This is a genomic window from Gemmatimonadota bacterium, assembly GCA_041390105.1.
GTDB lineage: Bacteria > Gemmatimonadota > Gemmatimonadetes > Longimicrobiales > Gaopeijiaceae > JAGQIF01.
Map to the genome: position 1 here is coordinate 824,371 of JAWKQO010000002.1, position 20,956 is coordinate 845,326.

Genomic DNA, 20,956 nt, shown 5'->3' on the forward strand with positions numbered 1-20,956 from the left:
ACCAGGCCCGAGCGTCCCTCGCGGAGGAAGATCGATGGAAACGTTGATTGCCCGGTTGTTGAACGCATTCGAGCGTGGAGCGCTCGACCGGCGTGAGTTGATCCAGTCGATCGCATTGGCGGCCACGGGATCCGCCGTCCTGGGCGCCGCCGCGCCGCTCGCGGCCAAGACCGCCGGTGCGGACGCAGCCCCCAGCGCGTTCCGCACGGCCAGCCTCGACCACATCTCCTACGCCGTTGCCGACTACGGCCGCAGCCGCGACTTCTACGCAGATCTGATGGGATGGACCGTGGTCTCCGACAACGGTGAGAATCAGGCCACCCTGCGGATCGGCGACGTAGGAGACATCATCATCCGCAACAACCGCCGTCCGGAATCGATCGGATCCAACCGACCGGAGCAGCCGCCCCTGTCGGGCGTGATCAACCACATCGCCTGGAAGCTGGAGCGTTTCGAGACCGACGAAGTTCGGGAGGAGTTGGAACGCAGGGGCCTCCAGCCCCGTCGGGATCAGGGTGGCGGGGACGGATACGACAGCTACCATGTCCTCGATCCGGACGGCTGGGACCTCCAGATCAGCTAACTCGGAGGCGTACGATGACGGAAATCCGGCTGCGCCCCACCTTCGAGATCACCCTACCGTTGCCTGCGGACATCGCCGTGGAGCGCATGCGGGTCCGCCTGAACGAGGTGGACCTGCCGCACTGTTCGGCGGCGGCGGGCCGCTGCATCGACCTGCGCGTCGAGGAAGAGGTACGGAAGGTGTGGTCCCCCCACCTCTCCATCCAGCTCGAGGACGCCCCCAAGGGCTCCACGTTGTACGGTCGCTACGCGCCTCACCCCGAGGTCTGGACCTTTTTCATGTTCCTGTACTTCGCGGCGGCCTTCGCCGTACTGCTGGGAGGATCCTGGGGGTATGCGCAGTGGGTTTCGGGCGAGCCGGCCCTGGCGCTCTGGGCTGTGCCTGCTGGTCTGCTGGTTATCGTGGCCATCCACCTCGCCGGCGCTGTGGGACGCCGACTGGGGATGGAGCAGATGTACACCCTCCGGGACCGACTGGAGCGCCTGTTGGCCGACCTCTGAGCTGCCTTCCCAGCCTGGCCTCCGCGCCGTCTGCCACGCATGTTGCGCGAAGCTCGCTCCCGTCCGATCGGGTGCCGGGTGCCCGAGCCCCGCTCGCTCCTCTGACCACGCATCGTCCTGCCATGACCCAACCGAGCCGCCGCGAAGCCCTCCGCGTCCTCGCGCCCTTCATCCAGGGCCGACAGCAGGTCCGCGACGCCGTCATCGTGGGGTCCGGCGCCGGTGGGGGGATGGCCGCCAAGGTGCTCACGGAAGCCGGGGCCGACGTCTTGATGCTGGAGGCGGGCACGCCGTGGGACAATCGCACCGACTCGGCCATGTTCACGTGGCCCTACCAGACCGACTGGCGGGGTGGCTGGATCCCGGAGCGGCACTTCGGCGAGTTCGACGCCGGCCTGGGAGGGTGGTCCCTGCCGGGTGAGCCCTACACCCGGGCGGACGGGACGGAGTTCGATTGGTTCCGTCTGCGGATGGTGGGTGGTCGCACGAACCACTGGGGTCGTATCTCGTTGCGCTTCGGCCCCGACGACTTCCGACGCAGGAGCCTGGACGGTCTCGGCGACGACTGGCCGATCAGCTATGACGACATCTCCCCTTACTATGATCGCGTCGACCGCTTCGTGGGCGTGTTCGGCAGCAACGAGGGGATCCGCAACCAGCCGGACGGGATCTTCCTGCCTCCGCCGGAGCCGCGCTGCTGGGAGCGCCTGATCCAGCGGGCGTCCCAGCGCTTGAGCATTCCCTGCATTCCTTCACGCCTTTCGATCCTGACGCGCGAGCTGAATGGACGGGCCGCCTGCCACTACTGCGGACAGTGCAGTCGGGGTTGCGTCACCAACTCGAACTTCACTTCCACCAACGTGATGATCCACCCGGCTGTCGAGTCGGGCCGCCTGGAGCTGCGCACCGGGTGCATGGTGCGCGAGGTCACGACCAACGCCCAGGGTCGCGCGGACGGGGTGATCTACATCGACAAGGAGACCGGTCGCGAGGAACGCGTCAGTGCGCGGGTGGTGCTCCTGGCTGCCAGCGCCTGCGAGTCGGCGCGTATCCTGCTTAACTCGCGCTCTACTCTGTTCCCGCAGGGTCTGGCGAACTCGTCCGGCGTCGTGGGCCGCTACCTGACGGACACGACCGGGACGGACGTCGCCGGATTCGTTCCCGCCCTCATGGACGGAATCCCACACAACGAGGATGGGGTGGGGGGCGCGCACCTCTATATGCCCTGGTGGCTGAACAACGCCCGGCTCGACTTCCCGCGAGGATACCACATCGAGATCTGGGGCGGGCGCGGCATGCCGGGAGCGGGCTTCATGGGCGGGATCCAACGCTTCCCGAACGGCGGCGGGTGGGGCGCGGCCCTCAAGGACGATTACCGTCGTTACTACGGGGCTGTGGTGGGCTTCAGCGGCCGCGGAGAGATGGTGCCCAACGACGACACCTACTGCGAGATCGACCCCGATACCGTGGACCAGTGGGGCATTCCTGTGCTCCGCTTCCACTTCAAGTGGACGGATCACGAGTACCGCCAGGTGAGGCACATGCAGGAGACCTTTCGGGAGATCATCACCGAGATGGGCGGTACGCCCTTTGGTGAGATGCCCTCCGCGGAAAGCGGATACGGCATCGCGGCGGGCGGGCGCATCATCCACGAGCTGGGGGTGACCCGCATGGGGAGCGATCCCCGTTCCTCGGTGGTGAACGGATTCGGACAGGCGCACGACGTTCCCAACCTGTTCGTGGTCGATGGCGGGCCCTTCGTGTCGCAGGCGGACAAGAACCCCACGTGGACGATCCTGGCCCTGTCCTGGCGGGCCAGTGACTATCTGGTCGAAGCCCGAAACCGGGGCGAGCTGTGAGCCGCGCCCGCGCCGTCGAGCGCGCGCTCAGCCCGCTCTCCGCTGCTGCAAAGAGGCGTTCAGCCTCCTGGAGACACCATGTCTGATCCGACCCGACGCGAAGCCATCGGCGCGCTGGCCGCGCTCGCTCTCGTCGCACCGCTGGCGTGCACGCCGGAGGAGGCCTCCAACGCACGGGCCGCGCTGCGCCAGAATCGGAGCACCGGACAGCCGTACCAGCCCCGCTTCTTCACGGCGGAGGAATGGGAGCGGGTTCGAGTGCTGGTGGATATGATCCTGCCGGCCGACGAGCGATCGGGGAGCGCCACCGACGCCGAGGTGCCGGAGTTCATCGACTTCGTGCTGACGGAGGGCAACGACGACTCGGCTCGCACTCAGGTCCGCGGTGGACTCACCTGGCTCGACCGGGAATGCCGCGAGCGCTTCAATGCGGGCTTCCTCGAAGCCACGGCTGAACAGCGAGGTCAGGTATTGGACGACATCGCTTGGCCGGCGCGGGCTCCGGCGGAGCTGAGCCACGGTGTCCGGTTCTTCAATCGCATGCGTGACCTCACCGCCAGCGGCTTCTGGTCGAGCCAGATGGGTGTGGAAGACTTGCAGTACATGGGCAACGTGATGAATCCGGGGTGGGCAGGGTGTCCGCCGGAGCAACTCGAGAAGCTGGGATTGAACTCATGAGCGAAGGACGACTCGGCATCGGATTCGTAGGAAGCGGATTCAACGCCCGTTTCCACATCCAGTCGTTCCCGGCCGTGCGCGACGCGGACGTCCTGGGTGTTTGGAGTCCCAACGCCAAGAACGCGAAGGATGCTGCCGCGCTGGCGCGCAAGCTCGATGTCGGTCAGGCCCGCGCCTACCGGTCCATCACGGAGATGGTCGAGGACCCCGCCATCGATGCGATCTGGATGTGCGGCCCCAACCACGCGCGGATCGAGAACATCGAGGAGATCGTCTCGGCCATCGAGCGCGGGAAGGGCAGCTTGAAAGGGATGGCCTGCGAGAAGCCCCTGGCGCGCAACGTGGAGGAAGCCAAGAAGGTCTGCGCGCTCGTGGAGCGCGTAGGGCTGAAGACGGGATACCTGGAGAACCAGGTGTTCGCGCCGCAGGTGGAGCTCGGCCGGGAGCTCATCTGGAAGCGCGGCGCCTCACTGACCGGGCGCCCGTATCTGGCCCGCGCGGCCGAGGAGCACGCCGGTCCGCACGGCCCGTGGTTCTGGAAAGGGAGCCTGCAGGGGGGTGGTGTCCTGAACGACATGATGTGCCATTCGGCACTGGTGGTGCGCCACCTCCTCACCCGCCCTGGTGAACCGTACTCCACCGTCCGTCCGCGGCGCATCACCGGTCATATCGCGAGCCTCAAGTGGTCGCGCCCCGAGTACGCGAAGCAACTGGCGCGTACGATGGGCAAGGATATCGACTACACGCGCACTCCGTCCGAGGACTTCGCCAGCGTCCACATCGAGTTCGAGACCGACGACGGCTTCACCGTCTTGGGGGAGGCGACCACCTCCTGGAGCTTCGTGGGGGCCGGCCTGCGCCTGTCGTCCGAGCTGCTGGGACCCGAGTACTCGATGGCCTGGAACACGCTCGACTCTGGACTGAAGCTCTTCTTCAGCCGCGAGGTGAAGGGGAAAGCCGGCGAGGACCTGGTCGAGAAGCAGAACGCCGAGGTCGGCCTGATGCCGGTCGTGGCCGGAGAGGCGTGGGCGTACGGCTACGAAGCGGAGGATCGGCATTTCGTGCGCGCGTTCCTGGGCAAGGAGGAGCCCTTGCTGACGTTCGCCGACGGGCTCGAGGTGGTTCAGATCCTCATGGCTGCCTATCTCAGCGCGGAGAAGGGCAAGACCATCGAGTTTCCACCGCGGGGACTGGATCGGTTCGTGCCCAGCGTGGCCAAGGGGGAGTGGCGCCCGCGGTAGACGCCGTGGGCGCACGGCGACGCCCAGCGTCGCTGGCGTCGGGCCGGGGGTGGGAGACGTCAGGGGGGCGTGCCCTCCCGTAGGGGGGTGCAAGGTCGAGCGATCCCTGGCGTACCGAATGGGCATGAACGTCAAAGGCGGTCGGTACGCGCGTTGGGTGGCCCCACTGGCCATCGGCTCGCTGTTGGGTGTGAGCTTGGGCTGTACCGACCCGATGGCGCCGCCCAGCGAACCGCCGGATGCGTCGGCGTTCAACGTCCTGTTCATCGGCAACAGCCTCACCTACGCGAACGATCTGCCCGTCATGCTGCGCGGGCTACTCGTGGAGGCGGGTCTGGGGCCCGTCGAGGTGGCCCAGGTGGCCTTCCCCAACTACGGGCTGGAGGACCACTGGCTGGACGGACGGGCGCGGGCGGCCATCGAGCTGGGCGGCTGGGACTATGTCGTGATGCAGCAGGGGCCTTCCGCGACCGAGGGAAGACCGTCGCTGTTGGAGTACTCTCGCCGCTTCGGCGAGCTGGCGCGAGCGATCGGCGCCACGCCGGCCCTCTACATGGTCTGGCCCGCCACCGAGCGGAGCTTCGATTTCGACGGGGTGGCGGCGTCCTACGCCTTGGCCGCCGACTCCGCGCAGGGGATCCTGTTTCCGGCGGGCGAGGCCTGGCGGGCCGCCTGGCGACGTGATCCCAACGCGCAGCTCTATGGTCCGGACGGTTTCCATCCGAGCGCGCAGGGCTCCTACCTCGCCGCGCTCACCATGGCCGACCGGCTGGTGGGCGAGTCCTTCGCGCCCAGCTTCGCCGGGGCGCCGATCCCGTCCGGGTACGGTCCGCTGCTGCTGGAGTCGGCGCGCGCGGCCAACGCGACCTACCCGTAGGGGCGGGGGACGCCTCCGCCGGGTGGGGAAGGTGGTGGTCCGCCCGTAGGACTAGGAACGCGGTCGAATCGGAACCACCCAGGGGTCGGAGACCACCTGATACACCGTGTCGGCGACCTGCAGGAGGCCTTCGCCTTCCACAGCTTGGTCCGCGGGCGTGACCGTGACGTGCACCTCGCGCTCATGCACATACACCGTGACGCGCGGCTCGCCGTTCCACAGCCCGACGGCGTGTTGGGTGAAGTTCACACCGTTGACCTTGAACGTGGTCGTGCTGATCTCCCCGAGGTCCAGATGATCGGGGAGGACCGGCCCTAGTCGTGGTGCCGGCGCCAACTCGATCGGCACCGTGACGGGTGCGGAGCTGAGGCCCGTGAAGCGGTCGAGCAGGTCCAGGGTCGCCGTTCCCACGGCCGCCTGGTCCTGGACGGTCACCGTGATCTCCAGCGACCCTCCATTGAAGAAGCGCGTGGCCCGCTCAGCCCCGTTCCAGCGTGCGACGGTTGACGGGGAAAAGCGGGTGCCCCGGATGCGCAACGGAGTCGCTGCCGGCTCGTGCGCGATCAGCCGTACGGGTGCGAGCGAATCGATCTGCGGTGGGCCGATCACGGGCTTGAGGTAGCGAACGCCCGATGGAACCGTCGTGAGGAAGGGGGTCTCGACCGCCACGCCGGCCCGGCCCTCCTCGTCCACCGTGGGGATCGGCGCTTCGGCGGACAGCTCGGTGAAGCTCACGTACTCCGTGATGAGGGGACTCCCGTTCCAGTTCACCTGCGAGGTCGGTTGGAAGTGGGCGCCACGCACCACGAGGTGCAGGGGCACGCCGACGTCGAACGAATCGGGCGCCACGGACACGAGAATCGGGGGCAGCGCCACCACCGGGAACGGGATCGGGTCCGATGCACGGGTAGGGTTGCGGGCGCGCACGTTGTAGGTGCCGGCTCGGACGACGATGCTCCACGGAAGGGGTGCGCGCAGGGTCTGTGCGTCCACAAACTGCGTGACCAGCGGGCCGCCGGGCTGAAGCTCGACGAGCGTGCTCTGGTCGAACCCGGTGCCGCGCACGACGAGCTCGATCCCTTGAGCGCCAGCCGGCACCGTCGCAGGCGTGATCCCACCGATCTGAGGTCGGCTCGCCGCAGCGGTGATGGGTACGGAGAGACTTGCCGAAAGCCCCCCGCTTGGAGGGGGGGTGAACACGGTGACGGTGCCGACGCCGGGCTGGGCCACGTCCGCCGATGTGAGGGTGGCCTCCAGTCGCGTGGGGCTTTGAAAGCGGGTGGGCCGATCGGCCCCGTTCCAGCGCACGACGCTCCGTTGCACGAAGCCGGCGCCGATGACCGTCAGTCGGCTGCTCCCGGTCGTGATTCCGTTGGGCTCGACGCGTTCCAGGCTCGGAACGCCGGCGTCTTCCGGGATCATGGTGTCCCGCAAGCATCCGCCCAGCGAGGTGAGCGGCAACGCGAGTCCGAGCAGGATCAGCGCAGATCCGCGTTGCCGAACCACCATGTTCCAAGAGCTCCGCTACAAAGCCCACCCTGACCGATAGGTGGGCCGCACGTACTCATCGGGTACCGAGAGATTGGTGATCGTCCCGGTGTCCGGATTCACCTCCAGAGTACGCCCGAGACGTACCGCCAGGTTCCCGAGCAGGATCATCTCGGTGAAGGGCGCAGCATATCCGGGGAAGTTGGAGCCGGGCTGGGGGCCGCCCTTCACGGCCGCGATGAACTCCGCGTGGACGCTCTCCAGGCGAGGGAACTTCTGCTCGACGGGGTGCGCCTCCACCTGGGCCTTGCGGTCGGGGTCCAGCAACACCGGATCCTGGCCGTAGGTGCCCGCCAGCAGACGGCCCTCGTCCCCGATCCAGAGCTGCCCCCCGTCATCCGAGGGCGGCCATCGCACGGTATCGTCCATCTCTGGGGGGCGCGCTGGCACCAAACCACCGTCGCTCCATACCAGCTTGACGGCGGGCCGACCCCCTCGGGCGGGGAAGCTGAACTCGACACGGGAGGCCCGCGGCGCCGTCTCCTCGAACGGTGTCGAGGTCTCCACGTCCACCTTCGAGGGGTACTTCAACCCGAGAGTCCAGTAGGCGGCGTCCATGATATGACAGGCCATGTCGCCGAAGGCTCCCGTACCGAAGTCCCACCACCCTCGCCAGCGGAAGGGTGCATAGGCCGGATGGTAGGGTCGCTCGGCGGCGGGCCCCAGCCAGAGGTCCCAGTCCAGGTGCGCAGGGACGTGGTGCATCTCGGTAGGTCTTTCGATCGCCTGCGGCCAGATGGGTCGATTGGTCCAGCAGCGTACCTCCCGCACGGTGCCGATCAAGCCTGCGTCGACCCACTCGCGGATCAGGCGAATCCCGTCGCCGGCATGGCCCTGGTTCCCCATCACGGTGGGAACCCCGGCCTGGCGCGCGGCGTCGGCCATGGCGCGCACTTCGCCAATGGTACGAGCCAGGGGTTTCTGGCAGTAGACGGGCTTGCCCATACGGAGTGCCGTGATGGCGGCCACCGCGTGTGTATGGTCGGGCGTCGTCACCGTCACCGCATCGATGCTGGAGCCCTCCCGGTCGAGCATCTCCCGGAAATCCTTGTAGCGCTTGGCCTGCGGAAATGCGTTGAAGCTCTCCCGCGCAGCGTGCCAATCGACGTCGCAGAGGGCATGGATGTTCTCCGAGCCCATGTTGCGCACGTCCGACGCGCCCATCCCTCCGACGCCGATACACGCGACGTTGAGCGTATCGCTGGGGGCGCGATAGCCCACGCCTCCCAGGACATGGCGAGGGACGATGGTGAAGGCGAAGCCGGCCTTGCCGGCGTCGCCCAGGAACTCACGTCGCGTGCGAAACCGCTTCGGGTGTTTCATCGGCGCTCCGCTGGCGGAAGAACAAGAGGAAGAGGACCAAGACGATGGCGGCACCGGCCGCGGGAACGCGCCAGATCACATCCCAGTGGTGCGCTGGCGTGCCGCCCACGGCCTGATTGGCGTCGACAGTCACGCCGGCCACCCACGAACCGATGAACCAGCCGACGCCCAGCGTGACGAAGGCGATGAAACCCTGAGCGGCCGCGCGGATCTGTGGACCGGCGCGCTGGTCGACGTAGATCTGGCCGGTGACGAAAAAGAAGTCGTAGCAGACGCCGTGCAGCAGGATGCCGGCGTACAGCATCCACACGCCCGATCCCAGATTGCCCGTGGAGAACAACCAATAGCGCAGTGTCCACGCCACCATCCCCACCATCAGGATACGCTTGACTCCCCAGCGCGTCAGGAACCACGGGAGCAAGACCAGGAAGGCGATCTCGGACATCTGGCCGAGCGTCATCTTGGCCGCCGCGGCCGTCATGCCCAGCTCGTTCAAGAAGAGGTTCGCGAACCCGTAGTAGAACTGGAGCGGAATCACGAGCAGGAAGGAGGCGATCACGAAGATCGCGAAGGAGCGATCCTTCATGAGCGCCAATGCATCCAGACCCAGCACGTCCCGTGCGGAGACCGGCCCGCCCGTCGCCTTGGGGGGCGTGTGCGGCAGGGTGAGGCAGTACAATCCGAGGAGCAGGGAAGCTCCCGCCGCGATCCGCAGGGGAACCGCGGTGGGCTCGATGCCCAGCCAGCCGATGAGCAGCCCCGCCACGATCCAGCCGATGGTACCGAGCACGCGGATGCTCGGGAAGTCGCGGGCCGGGTCGGCCACGTTGTGGAAGGAGATCGAGTTCGTCAGCGCCAGCGTCGGCATGTACAGGAGCGCGTAGCCGATGATGGCCGGGTAGAACAAGGAGAACTCCGTCTGCAGCGACACCACGAACATCATGATGCCACCACCGAGGTGCAGCGCCGAAAGGATCTTCTCGGTGGCGAAGAAGCGGTCAGCCACCATGCCCACGAAGAATGGCGAGATCATCGCGGCGATCGCGGTCGACCCGTAGGCCAAACCGATCTGTGTGCCCTCGAACCCGAGGGTCTGGCCCAAGTAGGTGCCCATGGTGACGGCCCATGCTCCCCAAACGAAATACTCGAGGAACATCATGACCTGCAGACGAACCCGTACGCTCACGGTAGCTCCAGGAGCTTGATGTTTCGGTAGGCGACCGCGTCACCGTGGTCCTGCAGCCCGATGTGGCCGCGGGTGGCGCGGCCGTATTCGGGCCACTCGGCGAACTTGCTGCCCTGCACCAACGCCTCCCATTCGGGAGTCCAAAGCTCGTATTCGACGATCTTGCGGCCGTTGAGCCAATGCTGCACGTGGGCGCCATCGTAGACGATGCGGACCTGATTCCACTCCCCCACCGGCCGCACGACGCCCTCAGGGGCAGGGTGCAGGGCGTAGTTGGAGCCCGCGGCGGTGAGGCGCGACAACCCGTCGCGGTGTGCCTCGTCGTCGAGCACCTGCATCTCGGGGCCGGAGTGGTAGGACCGCTCCGACGCCTCGTCCACCCGCAGCAGGATCCCGCTGTTGCCCCCGGGCCCCAGCTTCCACTCCAGGGCGAGCTCGAAGTTCGCGTACTGCTCGGTGGTGATCAGGTCGCCGCCTTGCCCCACCCGTCGTAGCTCCCCGTCCACCGCGGCCCAGCCGGTCGGCGCGTCGCCATGGAAGACGCGCCAGCCGTCGAGGTCCTGGCCGTTGAAGAGGAGACGCCAGCCGGCGGCCTCCTCTTCGGGAGTGAGACGATTGATCATGGACTGAACAGGATCCGAGGTGCTCTGGGCCGCACCCGTGCAGCCGGGGAGCAGCCCGCCCAGTGTGGCCAGAAGGAGGGGAATCGACGATGTGGGGCGCATGCGGCTCTCCCGGATGGACGCCCCACAATAGGCGGCTCCCCGTCCCCCCGCCACACGTTCTGCGCCGGGTGCCGCGCGGCGTGCCTCCGGACCGCCAGCGGCGAGCACCGGGACCGTCGAGCCCGTGGCTTTGGAGCCCCCCGGAGCACTTCTGCCGGGCAGTGGTGTTGAACGGGTCGCGGGTATCCAACCCGCGGTGGGCCCCGGTCCGCGGGCCAAGGTGCGAAAAGGGAAGATGCGGGAGTCGAGATGAACGTCAGAGGGCTGTTGCAGCACAAGGGGAACAAGGTCTTCACGGTGCACTCCACCTCCACCGTGGCTACCGCGCTCGAACTCATGAAGCTGCACAACGTGGGTGCCCTCGTGGTGTCGGACGACGAGCGCACGCTCCTGGGGCTCTACTCCGAGCGGGACGTGGTGCGGGATCTCACACGCTTCGGCGACGACCTGCTCAAGACCCAGGTCCACGAGGTGATGCAACACTCACCGAAGACGTGCGCCCCAACCGATCAGATCGATGAGCTGATGCGCATGATGACACACTTCCGCGCGCGTCACGTGGCCGTAATCGATTCCGGGGAGCTCAAAGGACTTCTCAGCGTCGGTGACGTGGTCAAACACCGACTCGCCGAGCTGGAGACGGAAACCGAGGTGCTACGGGATCGGCTGGCCGGCCGTTGACGGGCGCGGGCGCAGCGCTGCCCTTGGCGCTCGGGACCTGCGCTTGGCCCCGGGAGCTACCCCCGGCCGTAGGGTCTACCAGCCCCAGAGCAGCGGCAGTCCGATCACGATCGAAGTGATCATGGCGAGCGTGAGCGGGAACCCGAGACGGAAGTAGTCGCCGAATCGATATCCGCCGGGCCCGTACACCATCGTGTTGGTCTGGTACCCGATCGGAGTCAGGAACGAGCAGGAGGCGGCCACGGCCACCGCGACGGCGAAGGCCCTGGGATCGAGGCCGAACTCGTGGGCGGCTGCCAAGCCGACGGGGAACATCAGGGCCGCGGCCGCGTTGTTGGTCACCAGCTCGGTCAGCACCACCGTCGCCACCACCACGCCCAGCAGGACGCCGCGCGGGCCCAACCCGCCCAGGCCTTCCCCGATCCCGTGGGCGAGGGCCGCCGCCAGGCCCGTCTTCTCGATCGCCAGGCCGTAGGCGAACGAGGCCGCGATGACCAGGACCACGTCGAGGTCCACCGAATCGCGCGCCTCCCCGGCCGTCAGCACACCCGCGAACAGCAGGATGGCCACTCCGGCCAGGGCCGCCTGCAGGATGGGGAGAAGTCCCGAGCCCGCCACCGCGACGATCGCTACCGCGACCATGCCCACGATCCACCCTTTGCGGGTGACCCCGGGAGGCGTGCCCTGCATGGGGGCCACCAGGAGAAAGTCGTTGCGGTCGCGCCAGCGGGTCCGGAAGTCCGGGTCGGCCAATGTGAGCAGGGTGTCTCCCACGCGGAGGCGCACATCACCAGGCTTGGCGTCCACCCGTTCTCCTGACCGGTGGATGGCCACCACGGCGGCCTGGTAGCGGGACCGGAACTCCACCTCCTTCAGGGTGCGACCCACCAGGGGCGACGCGGGCCCGATGACCGCCTCGAAGAAGGCGTGCCGCGCGGTATCGAAGTGACCCATCTGATGCTGTTCCGTGGAGCGCAGTCCCTTGAGCGCCTGGATGTCGACGATCTGATCCACTTGGCCGGCGAAGCAGAGCCGGTCCTCGGCGCGTAGCTGGGTGGAGGGCGAGACGGGGACCAGTACCTCGCCGTCCCGCTCGACCTGGGCGAGGAAGACCCCCTTCAGGTTGCGAAGCCCGGCCTCCTCGATGGAGCGTCCCACCAGCGGCCCCTCCGGCACCACGTCCATGAAGACGACGAACTCGCGCAGGCTCTTCTCCAGTTGCCCGCGCACCGGAGCGCGATCCGGGAGCAGCAAAGGCGCCGTGACGATCAGGACCACGAGTCCCACTGCCAGGACCGGAATCCCCAGCGGACTGATCTCGAACAGACCGAAGGGTGCCATGCCCTCCGCCTCCAGGAGTCCGCTCACCACCAAGTTGGTGGATGTGCCGATGGTGGTGCCGACGCCACCGAGGACCACGGCGAACGACAGGGGCAGGAGGTAGAGGGACGGGGACCGCTCGTGGCGCTCGCACCAGGTGAGCACCACCGGAATGAGCATGGCGATGATCGGTGTGTTGTTGAGGAGCGCGGACGCCAACGCCGCCGGGAGCAGCAGGCGCAGCAGGCTCCAGCGGCCCTGGCGGGTGCCTCCCAGCAGACCGTAGACGAGCGGATTCAGGAGCCCGGTCTTCTCCACACCTCGCGCCAGGATGTAGAGTGCCGCCACCGTGATGGGGGCAGGATTGCCGAAGCCGGCGAACGCCTCCACCGGGGTCAGGACTCCCGCCAGCAGAAGTGCCACCGCACCTCCCACCATCATGGTGGCCGGCGCGATCAGGTCGCGCGCGAGCACCACGACCGTGATCAGGCACAGGGCGAGGGCGAACCAGGCGCTTGGTGTCATTCCGGCGGCAGGAGTTGAGGGCCACTATCCCGGTAGAGCGTGGGCGCGGTGGGCGCAAGCGGCGTGCCGGGGAAGGGGCTTCTCCGGGCAGCGGCCCGGACGTGCTTCCCGACGGACCGGGCGGCGCGGGGGCCACAAACTCAGGATATGGACGCCGCCACGCGCGAGAGTGTCGCCCAGGAGGACCCCTGGATCCGGTGGTTCGAGGACCTCGGCCTTGCGGATGTGCCCCAGGTCGGAGGTAAGAACGCCTCGCTGGGCGAGTTGACGCGGGCCCTCGTGCCCGAGGGCGTCCGGGTTCCAGGAGGCTTCGCCACCACCGCGGATGCCTATCGGCGCTTCCTGGCCGCCAACGGGCTGGAGGGCCCTCTGGCCGCCCAGGTGGAACGCCTGCACAGAGGTGTGCCACTGGCAGAGGTCGGCGCGGCGATCCGCTCGCTGTTCTCCGCCGGGACGCTTCCCGCCGACGTGCGAGAGGCCTTGCGGCACGCCTACCAGGAGATGGAGCGGCGGGAAGGTGTGCCCGGGCTCGCGGTCGCCGTGCGGAGCAGCGCCACCGCGGAGGATCTGCCTCACGCGAGCTTCGCGGGTCAACAGGAGAGCTTCCTCAACGTTCGCGGATTGCGCGGCCTGGAGGAGGCCGTGGTCCGCTGCCTGACCTCCCTCTTTACCGACCGCGCGATCAGCTACCGCGAAGAGATGGGGTTCGACCATCTCGCCATTGCCCTGTCGGTGGGGGTACAGCGCATGGTTCGCTCCGACCTGGGGGCTGCCGGTGTGCTGTTCACGCTGGACCCGGAGACGGGGTTTCCGAAGGTCCTCTACATCAATGCGGCCTGGGGCCTGGGTGAGAGCGTGGTGAAGGGGCTGGTCGACCCCGATCAGGAGGTCGTCTTCAAGCCGCTGCTGGAGCAACCGGGCTGCGTGCCCATCGTGGACCGCAGCGTGGGCACCAAAGAGATCCGCATCGTCTACGACCAACAGGGCGGCACGCGTACGGAAGACACGCCTGCCGCCGATCGCGCCCGACCCGTCCTCAGCGAAGAGGACGTCCTGCAGCTGGCCCGCTGGGGCGTCCGCATCGAGCGGCACTACGGCGCGCCGATGGACGTGGAGTGGGCCAAGGATGGCGAGACGGGTGAGTTGTTCATCGTGCAGGCGCGGCCGGAGACCGTGCGCTCGCGGGAGAGTGGCACGCTGGAACAGGTGACGCTGCTCGAGCGGGGAGAGGCGTTGCTGGAAGGCGCGGCGGTGGGTGGCGCCGTTGCGGTCGGGACCGTGCGGGTCATCGCCAGCGCCGCGCAGGGCGACCGATTCCAGGCGGGCGACATCCTCGTGGCGGAGCGCACCGATCCCGACTGGGGTCCTTTGGTGGCCCGTGCCGGCGCCATCGTCACGGACCATGGGGGCAGGACCAGCCACGCGGCCATCGTCAGCCGCGAGCTGGGGATCCCGGCCGTGGTGGGGACGGGTCGGGCTACCCACCTGCTGCAGGACGGGGCCACCGTCACCGTGTCCTGCGCCGAGGGGGATCGCGGTTTTGTGTACGCGGGAGCCCTGAAGCATCGGCGGGAGGTGATCCAGACGCAGGAGCTTCCCCCGGCGCCGGTGCCCCTGCTGATGAACCTGGGCAACCCCGACGCCGCCTTCCGGTGGTGGCGACTCCCGACCCGCGGCATCGGCCTGGCGCGGATCGAGTTCATCATCGCCGATCGCATCGGTGTGCACCCGATGGCGCTGGCGACCTATCCGCAGCTTCCTGATGCGGCGCGGGTAGCGGTCGATGCACGCATCGGATCGGTGGCCGACCCCGCGGAGTTCTTCGTCGAGCGGCTGGCCGCGGGCATCGCGCGTCTGGCAGCGGCCGTCCATCCCCAGCCCGCCATCGTGCGCACCAGTGACTTCAAGACCAATGAGTACGCCACGCTGGTGGCGGGTGCGCACTTCGAGTCCGCGGAGGAGAATCCCATGCTGGGCTTCCGTGGCGCCTCGCGCTATGTGGATGATCGCTACCGGGCCGCCTTCCATCTGGAGTGCCGTGCCATCCGCCGGGTCCGGGAACGCATGGGTCTCGACAACGTCGTGCCCATGATCCCGTTCTGTCGCACCCTCGACGAAGCCGACCGCGTGTTGGCGGAAATGGCGAGGTGTGGCCTGGAGCGCGGCCGGGACGGGCTGGAGATCTACGTCATGTGCGAGATTCCCTCCAACGTGATTCTCGCCGAGGGCTTCGCGGCCCGCTTCGACGGATTCTCCATCGGAAGCAACGACCTGACGCAACTGGTCCTGGGTGTGGACCGCGACAATGCCACACTGGCGCCGCTGTTCGACGAGCACGATGCGGCCGTGCGCTGGATGATCACGCAGGTGATCGAGCGAGCGCACGCGTGCGGTCGCCCTGTGGGGATCTGCGGGCAGGCTCCCTCGGACGACCCCGGGTTCGCGCGCTTCCTCGTGGACGCTGGAATCGACTCCGTCTCGCTCAACCCGGACAGCATCGTTCCGGTGCTGCGGACCCTGACCACTCCCGTCCAACAGGCCCCCCCACCGCAGCCTGCGGCCCGGTAGGACGGCCCCTGTCGCGACCCCCGCTGCGGGGCTACCCTAGCTCGCCCGGCCGGCCCACCGCGGGCTGCGGGCAGCGTTCGCGTCACTTCAGCAGGAGTCCACGATGAAACGGAAGGCGACGGCCGTCTGGAAGGGGACCGGTCTCGAGGGAACGGGAAGCATGTCCACCCAGAGCGGGGCGTTCACCGATCTCCCCTACTCGGCCAAGCTTCGTTTCCAGAACGAGGACGGCACCCTGGGCACCAACCCGGAGGAGCTGATCGCGGCGGCCCATGCCGGATGCTTCGCCATGGCCCTGAGCTTCCAGCTTTCCAACGCAGGCACTCCCCCGGAGGAACTCCGCTGTGAGGCCACGCTGACGATGGAGAAGGAAGAGGTGGGCTGGACCATCCAGAAGATCCGACTGGAGCTTCAGGGTCGGGTACCGGGCGTCACCGATGCGCAGTTCCAGGAGCTGGCGGCGAAGGCCAAGGCCGGTTGCCCGGTGTCGAGACTGCTGAAGGCGGAGATCGAGCTCGCAGCCACCCTGCTCGCATGAGCCCACAGCTCGTCCGTACGCTGATCTTCGTCGCATTGGGCGTGATCGGCGTGGTCTACGTCGCGGGGTGGTGGCGCGCCCTCGCGCGGACGGGGGGGCCGCAACGGCCCTCCTGGCTGGAGAACGCCATCGGGTTCGTGACCAACTTCTTCGACACGTTGGGCATCGGCTCGTTCGCTCCGACCACCTCCCTGTTCAAGCTCAAGAACGTGGTGCGGGACGAGGAGATCCCGGGCACCATGCACGTCGGGCACACACCGCCCGTCCTGGTACAGGCGCCGATCTTCATCGCGCTTATCCAGGTCGGCACCACCACGTTGGTTTCCCTCATCGTGGCCGCGGTGCTGGGGGCATGGCTGGGGGCGGGGGTGGTGGCGTCCTGGCCGCGGCGCCGCCTGCAGATCGGGATGGGGGTGGCGCTCGTGATCGCCGCGGTGGCGTTCACGCTGTCGAACTACGGGCTGTTCCCCTCCGGCGGGACGGCCACGTCCCTCGAGGGCCCACGGCTGGCGGCGGCCAGCGGCGCCATGTTCGTCTACGGTGCGCTGATGACGCTGGGCATCGGCATCTACGCGCCCTGCATGATCACCATCTCCTTGCTGGGCATGAATCCCGGAGTGGCGTTCCCGATCATGATGGGAGCGTCCGCCTTCCTGATGCCGGTCGCGGCCTTCCGGTTCATGAAGGCGGAGCGCTACGACAAGTCGGCCGCCATCGGGCTCACGCTGGGCGGGATCCCCGCGGTGTTCATCGCGGCGTTCCTGGTGAAGTCACTCCCGCTGACCCTGCTGCGCTGGTTGGTGGTGATCGTGGTGCTCTACGCCGCCCAGGCCATGCTCCGCTCGGCGGCACGGGAGCGGGCGGGGGCCATTCCCTTCGCGGACGCGGCCTAGCGCCCACCAGCCAACAGGTCCGCACGCGTGCGGTGGTCCGCCGAGCCTTTTCGGCCTTCTGCCACGATCGCGCCCAGGGCCTCGCGATCGGGTCGTCGCAGCCCCGGTGTGCAACCTCGGAGGACTCGGTCGTCCTGAAAGGGTGAGCAGGCGATAGACGCCTGTGTCATCCTTGCAACAGGACTCGGGCGCCATGACTGCCTCCTTCGCTCTCCGTTCCACCGGGCTGGCCCTCGCGGCGCTTGGACTGGCTCCGCTCTCACGGACTCCTCCGGCGGGCGAGATGACACCGCCCGGCACACGCTCGGACGCAACCCAGCGGGAGAGTGTGACCGTCACGGTCTACAACCAGAACTTCGGACTCGTGCGGGAAGTGCGGGGCATCGAGCTTCCCGGGGGCGTGGTTCCGGTCGAGTTCGCCGACGTAGCCTCGCAGATCCAGGCGCAGACCGTGCACGTGCGTCCGCTGGGACGGGGGTCGTTCCGGCTGCTCGAGCAGAACTATCGATACGATCTGCTGAGTCCCGAGACGCTGCTCCAGAAATACGTGGGGCGGACCGTCAAGATATATCGGCGCCAGCCGGACGGCTCCGAGCAGCCGGTCGATGCGGAGGTCCTGGCGGTCAACGGACGGCCCGTGCTCCGCATCGACGGGGAGATCACCTTCGACGTGCCGGGACGGTTCGCGTTCTCGGAGGTCCCCGGTGATCTCATCGCCAGCCCCTCCCTCGTCTGGAAGGTCGACGCGCCCAGCGGGACGTCCCGGACCGAGGTGTCATACCTGACGGGCGGCCTCAATTGGAGTGCCGACTATGTGCTGGTCGTAGACGACGCCGACCGGGTCGGTGACCTGACGGGGTGGGTCACGCTCACCAACCAGAGCGGCGCCACCTTCGACAATGCCAACCTGAAGTTGGTGGCCGGGGACGTGAAGCGGGTCATGGCACAGGACGAGATCGGCATGCGCATGCGCCGGGATGCGCTCGCGCTGAGCGAGGTCGCCGCCGCTCCCTTTTCGGAGGAAGGGCTGTTCGAATACCACCTCTACACCATGCAGCGTCCCACCGATCTCAAGAACAACGAACAAAAGCAGGTGGTGCTGCTGGAGGGGCGCGGCTTCCCCCTGAAAAAGGAATTGGTGTTTCGTGGAGATCCGTGGATCTACCGCAACCAGCACGGCGAGGTGGTGCAGAACCAGAAGGCTCTTGTCTACCTGGGCTTCGACAACGCCGAGAGGGAGGGGTTGGGCATGCCGTTGCCGCGCGGCGTGGTGCGCGTCTACAAGGCGGACGCCTCCGGGGCCCAACAGTTCATCGGGGAGGATCGGATCGACCACACGCCGCGGGACGAGCAGGTGCGGATCCAGATCGGGGAGGCCTTCGATGTGGTGGGGGACCGGCGTCAGACGGACTTCGAGATCATCGGCTCCTGCGTGACCGAGAGCGAGTGGGAGATCTCCATCCGCAATCACAAGGACACGGCCGAGGCGGTGACGGTCATCGAGCCCGTGGGCGGCGATTGGACGCTGGTCAGCTCCAGCCATGAGGCGCACAAGATCGACGCCTGGACCTTCGAGTTCCGTCCCCGCGTGCCCGCAAACGGAGAGGTCACCGTGCGCTACCGGGTTCGCGTGCGCTGGTGCTGAGCAGGGGGCTCGACCCGCGGCTGTGTAAGATCTCGCGGCCGCGGGTCGTTTCCCTGAGGAACCGCTCCGTGGAGGGTCGTATGCGTAGGCGCTGTCTCTTGTCCATCGTTCCGCTGCTGGGCGTGTCGCTTCTCGCTTCCTGCGATGACGATGGCACGGGCCCGTCAGATCCCATCACCGAGCTCCCCCGCGCCCTCAGCGCGGATGAGCGCGTGCTCATCGATGCCAGCAACACGTTCGCGTTCACCATGCTGCAGGAGCTGGTGGCCGAGCAGCCGGGCGAGAATGTGTTCTTCTCTCCCCTGTCCGCCTCGCTGGCCCTGGGCATGACGATGAACGGCGCGGCCGGCGACACCTGGATGGGGATGCGGCAGGCACTCGGGTTCGCAGGGATGGACGAAGACCAGATCAACCGCGGCTACGCGGATCTCATCGATCTGCTCGTGGGCCTGGATCCGCTCGTGGAGATGCGCATCGCCAACTCGGTCTGGGCAGGGCAGGGCGCCGGTCTGCTCCCCGACTTCGTGCAGCGCGTGCAGCAGCACTTCGATGCGACTGCGGACGCGGTCGATTTCGGCGCCCCCGCCACGTTGGCCCGGATCAACCAGTGGGTGTCCGACGGCACCAAGGGCAAGATCACCCGCATGTACGACGCCTTGCCCTCCGGGTTGGTCGCTCTCCTGCTCAATGCGGTCTATTTCAAGGGCGACTGGACGGAGCAGTTCGACCCCACTGCCACCGTGTCCGGCCCCTTCCAGGCAGCGCAAGGCACCGTCACGGCTCCGCTGATGCGTCGCACGGCGGAGCTGTCCATCTTCGGTGACGATGAGGCCACCGCAGTGGAACTGGAATACGGAGGTGGGGCCTTCACCTTCGTGGCGGTTCTGCCCGCTGAGGACTCGAGCCCCGACGCGTTGGTCCGCACCCTGGACAGGGACCGTTGGGTCCGTGTCACCGAAGGGCTCACCAAGCAGCGCGCCTCTGTGGTGCTACCACGCTTCGAGCTGGAGTGGGAGAAGCAGATGAACGACGCGCTGGCTCGCTTGGGGATGGCGGACGCCTTCGATCCCAGCCTCGCGGACTTCTCGCGCATGGTTCAGGGCGGAGGCGTCTGGATCGGCGAGGTCAAGCAGAAGAGTTGGGTTTCCGTGGACGAGCGCGGGACCGAGGCGGCGGCTGCCACCGGCGTGACCATCCCAACGTCGCTGCCCGCCGAGATCCGGCTGGATCGGCCCTTCCTGTTCGCGATTCGTGAGCGTCTGTCCGGCACGGTGTTGTTCCTGGGCGTGGTCGAGGATCCGAGCTGAGGGGGCCCGGTAGGGCTCCCCGGATGCTCGAGACCGACTGCGAGGACCCGTCGGACGCCTGCCAGCGAGGGGGCGGGCCCGGATTGCCCCGGCCTTGGGTGTAGAGTCAGAATGTTGGGGACACCTCTGATACGCCCTTCTGGATGGGTCCATGGCCACGCGAACGACCTCGCCGACTCTCCTCGCCCTGATCGTGTTGGCGGCCTGCGCTCCAGCCCCTGACACCGGCGGGGCCGCTGCAGCCGGAGGCGGCCCGCCTCTGCAGTCGGGAGCGGACTTCGCGATCTATGCACCCACCGACCACCCGCTCTACGACGGTCACTTTTCCATCTCGGGCTCCCGGGTCTACCAGGTGGGCTCTCTGTCAGACGAGTCTCCCTGGGACCACATGGGAGACGACGCGGCTTCCGTGCGGCCGGTGGCAGGTGCGGTCGAGATCGACGTGGACGAGCGGGCGAACACCGGGACCTTCCGTGCGGAGCTGGAGTTGCCGGAAGGCACCTACGTCGTGGAGTTGGACCGCTTCGAGGAGTTTTCCCCCTGCCAGGACGGGGGCATTGCCGCTTGGCTGTTCGAACATGGCGATTCCGGATGCGGCGACGCCAATTGGCCCAAGAGCATCCTGTACGTGGCCGGGTGGGGCTGGGGGCACGCCACGTTGAACGGTGAGACGCTCTACACGGACTACCAGATCCACTTCATGGTCACCCAAGGAATGAGAGACCGGGAAACGCTGGAGGTCTATCCGAATCGCACCGGTGCGCGCGGTGCCGGAGCCGTGAATCCGGCCGCGATGCAAGTGGATTTCTACATCCGCAGCCCGCAGACCAACGAGGCGAACCACCCCAATCGCCAGGTCTTCGATCACTTCTTCGCCATGGAAACCACTTGGCGCTAGACGCCGCTTCAGGGGGGCACCTTCGCCCGCCGGTCGTGCCCGGGTGGCGACTGGCGGACAC

Annotated in this window: 18 protein-coding genes; 13 read left to right on the forward strand and 5 right to left on the reverse strand. The window is 67.7% G+C overall.

Annotated elements, in window-relative coordinates:
- Positions 1-34: 34 nt before the first annotated feature.
- The 6 genes from R3E10_12690 to R3E10_12715 all read left to right on the forward strand — a co-directional run bounded on the left by R3E10_12690 (position 35) and on the right by R3E10_12715 (position 5,738).
- Positions 35-583: a VOC family protein gene (locus tag R3E10_12690; GenBank protein MEZ4416597.1), complete on the forward strand. Its 549-nt coding sequence runs from the start codon at positions 35-37 to the stop codon at positions 581-583.
- Positions 584-597: 14 nt separating this feature from the next.
- On the forward strand, positions 598-1,083 hold the full coding sequence (locus R3E10_12695; protein MEZ4416598.1) for a hypothetical protein: 486 nt from the start codon (positions 598-600) through the stop codon (positions 1,081-1,083).
- 230 nt (positions 1,084-1,313) lie between these two features.
- Positions 1,314-2,942 carry a GMC family oxidoreductase gene (locus R3E10_12700; protein ID MEZ4416599.1) on the forward strand — a complete coding sequence of 543 codons (1,629 nt, stop codon included), beginning with the start codon at positions 1,314-1,316 and terminating at the stop codon, positions 2,940-2,942.
- A gap of 78 nt (positions 2,943-3,020) precedes the next feature.
- Positions 3,021-3,620, forward strand: a complete 600-nt coding sequence (locus tag R3E10_12705; protein ID MEZ4416600.1) for a gluconate 2-dehydrogenase subunit 3 family protein — start codon at positions 3,021-3,023, stop codon at positions 3,618-3,620.
- A complete protein-coding gene (locus tag R3E10_12710; GenBank protein ID MEZ4416601.1) occupies positions 3,617-4,861 on the forward strand; it encodes a Gfo/Idh/MocA family oxidoreductase in 1,245 nt (414 codons plus the stop codon). The genes R3E10_12705 and R3E10_12710 overlap by 4 nt, the downstream gene beginning before the upstream one ends.
- Before the next feature lie 124 nt (positions 4,862-4,985).
- Positions 4,986-5,738, forward strand: coding sequence for an SGNH/GDSL hydrolase family protein (locus R3E10_12715; protein MEZ4416602.1), 753 nt, complete (start codon positions 4,986-4,988; stop codon positions 5,736-5,738).
- Between the two features lie 51 nt (positions 5,739-5,789).
- On the opposite strand, the gene R3E10_12720 is transcribed toward R3E10_12715, so the two are convergent.
- The 4 genes from R3E10_12720 to R3E10_12735 are packed head-to-tail and all read right to left on the reverse strand — an operon-like array spanning position 5,790 to position 10,520.
- A complete protein-coding gene (locus R3E10_12720; protein ID MEZ4416603.1) occupies positions 5,790-7,247 on the reverse strand; it encodes a hypothetical protein in 1,458 nt (485 codons plus the stop codon).
- Positions 7,248-7,262: 15 nt separating this feature from the next.
- Entirely contained in the window at positions 7,263-8,609 is a 1,347-nt protein-coding gene (locus tag R3E10_12725; GenBank protein ID MEZ4416604.1) for a Gfo/Idh/MocA family oxidoreductase, read from the reverse strand.
- A complete protein-coding gene (locus tag R3E10_12730; GenBank protein ID MEZ4416605.1) occupies positions 8,575-9,795 on the reverse strand; it encodes a nucleoside permease in 1,221 nt (406 codons plus the stop codon). Before R3E10_12730 ends, R3E10_12725 begins: the two co-directional genes overlap by 35 nt.
- Positions 9,792-10,520, reverse strand: a complete 729-nt coding sequence (locus R3E10_12735) for a DUF1080 domain-containing protein (protein MEZ4416606.1) — start codon at positions 10,518-10,520, stop codon at positions 9,792-9,794. Before R3E10_12735 ends, R3E10_12730 begins: the two co-directional genes overlap by 4 nt.
- Positions 10,521-10,769: 249 nt before the next feature.
- On the opposite strand from R3E10_12735, the gene R3E10_12740 reads away from it, so the two are divergent.
- Positions 10,770-11,201 (forward strand): CBS domain-containing protein, encoded by a 432-nt coding sequence (locus R3E10_12740; GenBank protein ID MEZ4416607.1) that lies wholly within the window; start codon positions 10,770-10,772, stop codon positions 11,199-11,201.
- Positions 11,202-11,276: 75 nt separating this feature from the next.
- Here the strand turns inward: R3E10_12740 and R3E10_12745 are convergent, their stop codons facing one another.
- Positions 11,277-13,046 (reverse strand): SLC13 family permease, encoded by a 1,770-nt coding sequence (locus R3E10_12745; GenBank protein MEZ4416608.1) that lies wholly within the window; start codon positions 13,044-13,046, stop codon positions 11,277-11,279.
- A 147-nt stretch (positions 13,047-13,193) separates the two neighbouring features.
- On the opposite strand from R3E10_12745, the gene ppsA reads away from it, so the two are divergent.
- The 6 genes from ppsA to R3E10_12775 all read left to right on the forward strand — a co-directional run bounded on the left by ppsA (position 13,194) and on the right by R3E10_12775 (position 20,895).
- Positions 13,194-15,614, forward strand: a complete 2,421-nt coding sequence (gene ppsA / locus R3E10_12750) for a phosphoenolpyruvate synthase (GenBank protein MEZ4416609.1) — start codon at positions 13,194-13,196, stop codon at positions 15,612-15,614.
- 103 nt (positions 15,615-15,717) lie between these two features.
- Positions 15,718-16,152, forward strand: a complete 435-nt coding sequence (locus R3E10_12755) for an OsmC family protein (GenBank protein MEZ4416610.1) — start codon at positions 15,718-15,720, stop codon at positions 16,150-16,152.
- Positions 16,149-17,045 carry a sulfite exporter TauE/SafE family protein gene (locus tag R3E10_12760; GenBank protein MEZ4416611.1) on the forward strand — a complete coding sequence of 299 codons (897 nt, stop codon included), beginning with the start codon at positions 16,149-16,151 and terminating at the stop codon, positions 17,043-17,045. The genes R3E10_12755 and R3E10_12760 overlap by 4 nt, the downstream gene beginning before the upstream one ends.
- A 193-nt stretch (positions 17,046-17,238) precedes the next feature.
- The gene (locus R3E10_12765) at positions 17,239-18,690 is read left to right on the forward strand and encodes a DUF4139 domain-containing protein (protein MEZ4416612.1); all 1,452 of its coding nucleotides are present in this window, start codon (positions 17,239-17,241) and stop codon (positions 18,688-18,690) included.
- Positions 18,691-18,770: 80 nt separating this feature from the next.
- On the forward strand, positions 18,771-19,997 hold the full coding sequence (locus R3E10_12770; protein ID MEZ4416613.1) for a serpin family protein: 1,227 nt from the start codon (positions 18,771-18,773) through the stop codon (positions 19,995-19,997).
- A gap of 151 nt (positions 19,998-20,148) precedes the next feature.
- On the forward strand, positions 20,149-20,895 hold the full coding sequence (locus tag R3E10_12775; GenBank protein MEZ4416614.1) for a hypothetical protein: 747 nt from the start codon (positions 20,149-20,151) through the stop codon (positions 20,893-20,895).
- The last annotated feature ends 61 nt before the right edge of the window (positions 20,896-20,956 follow it).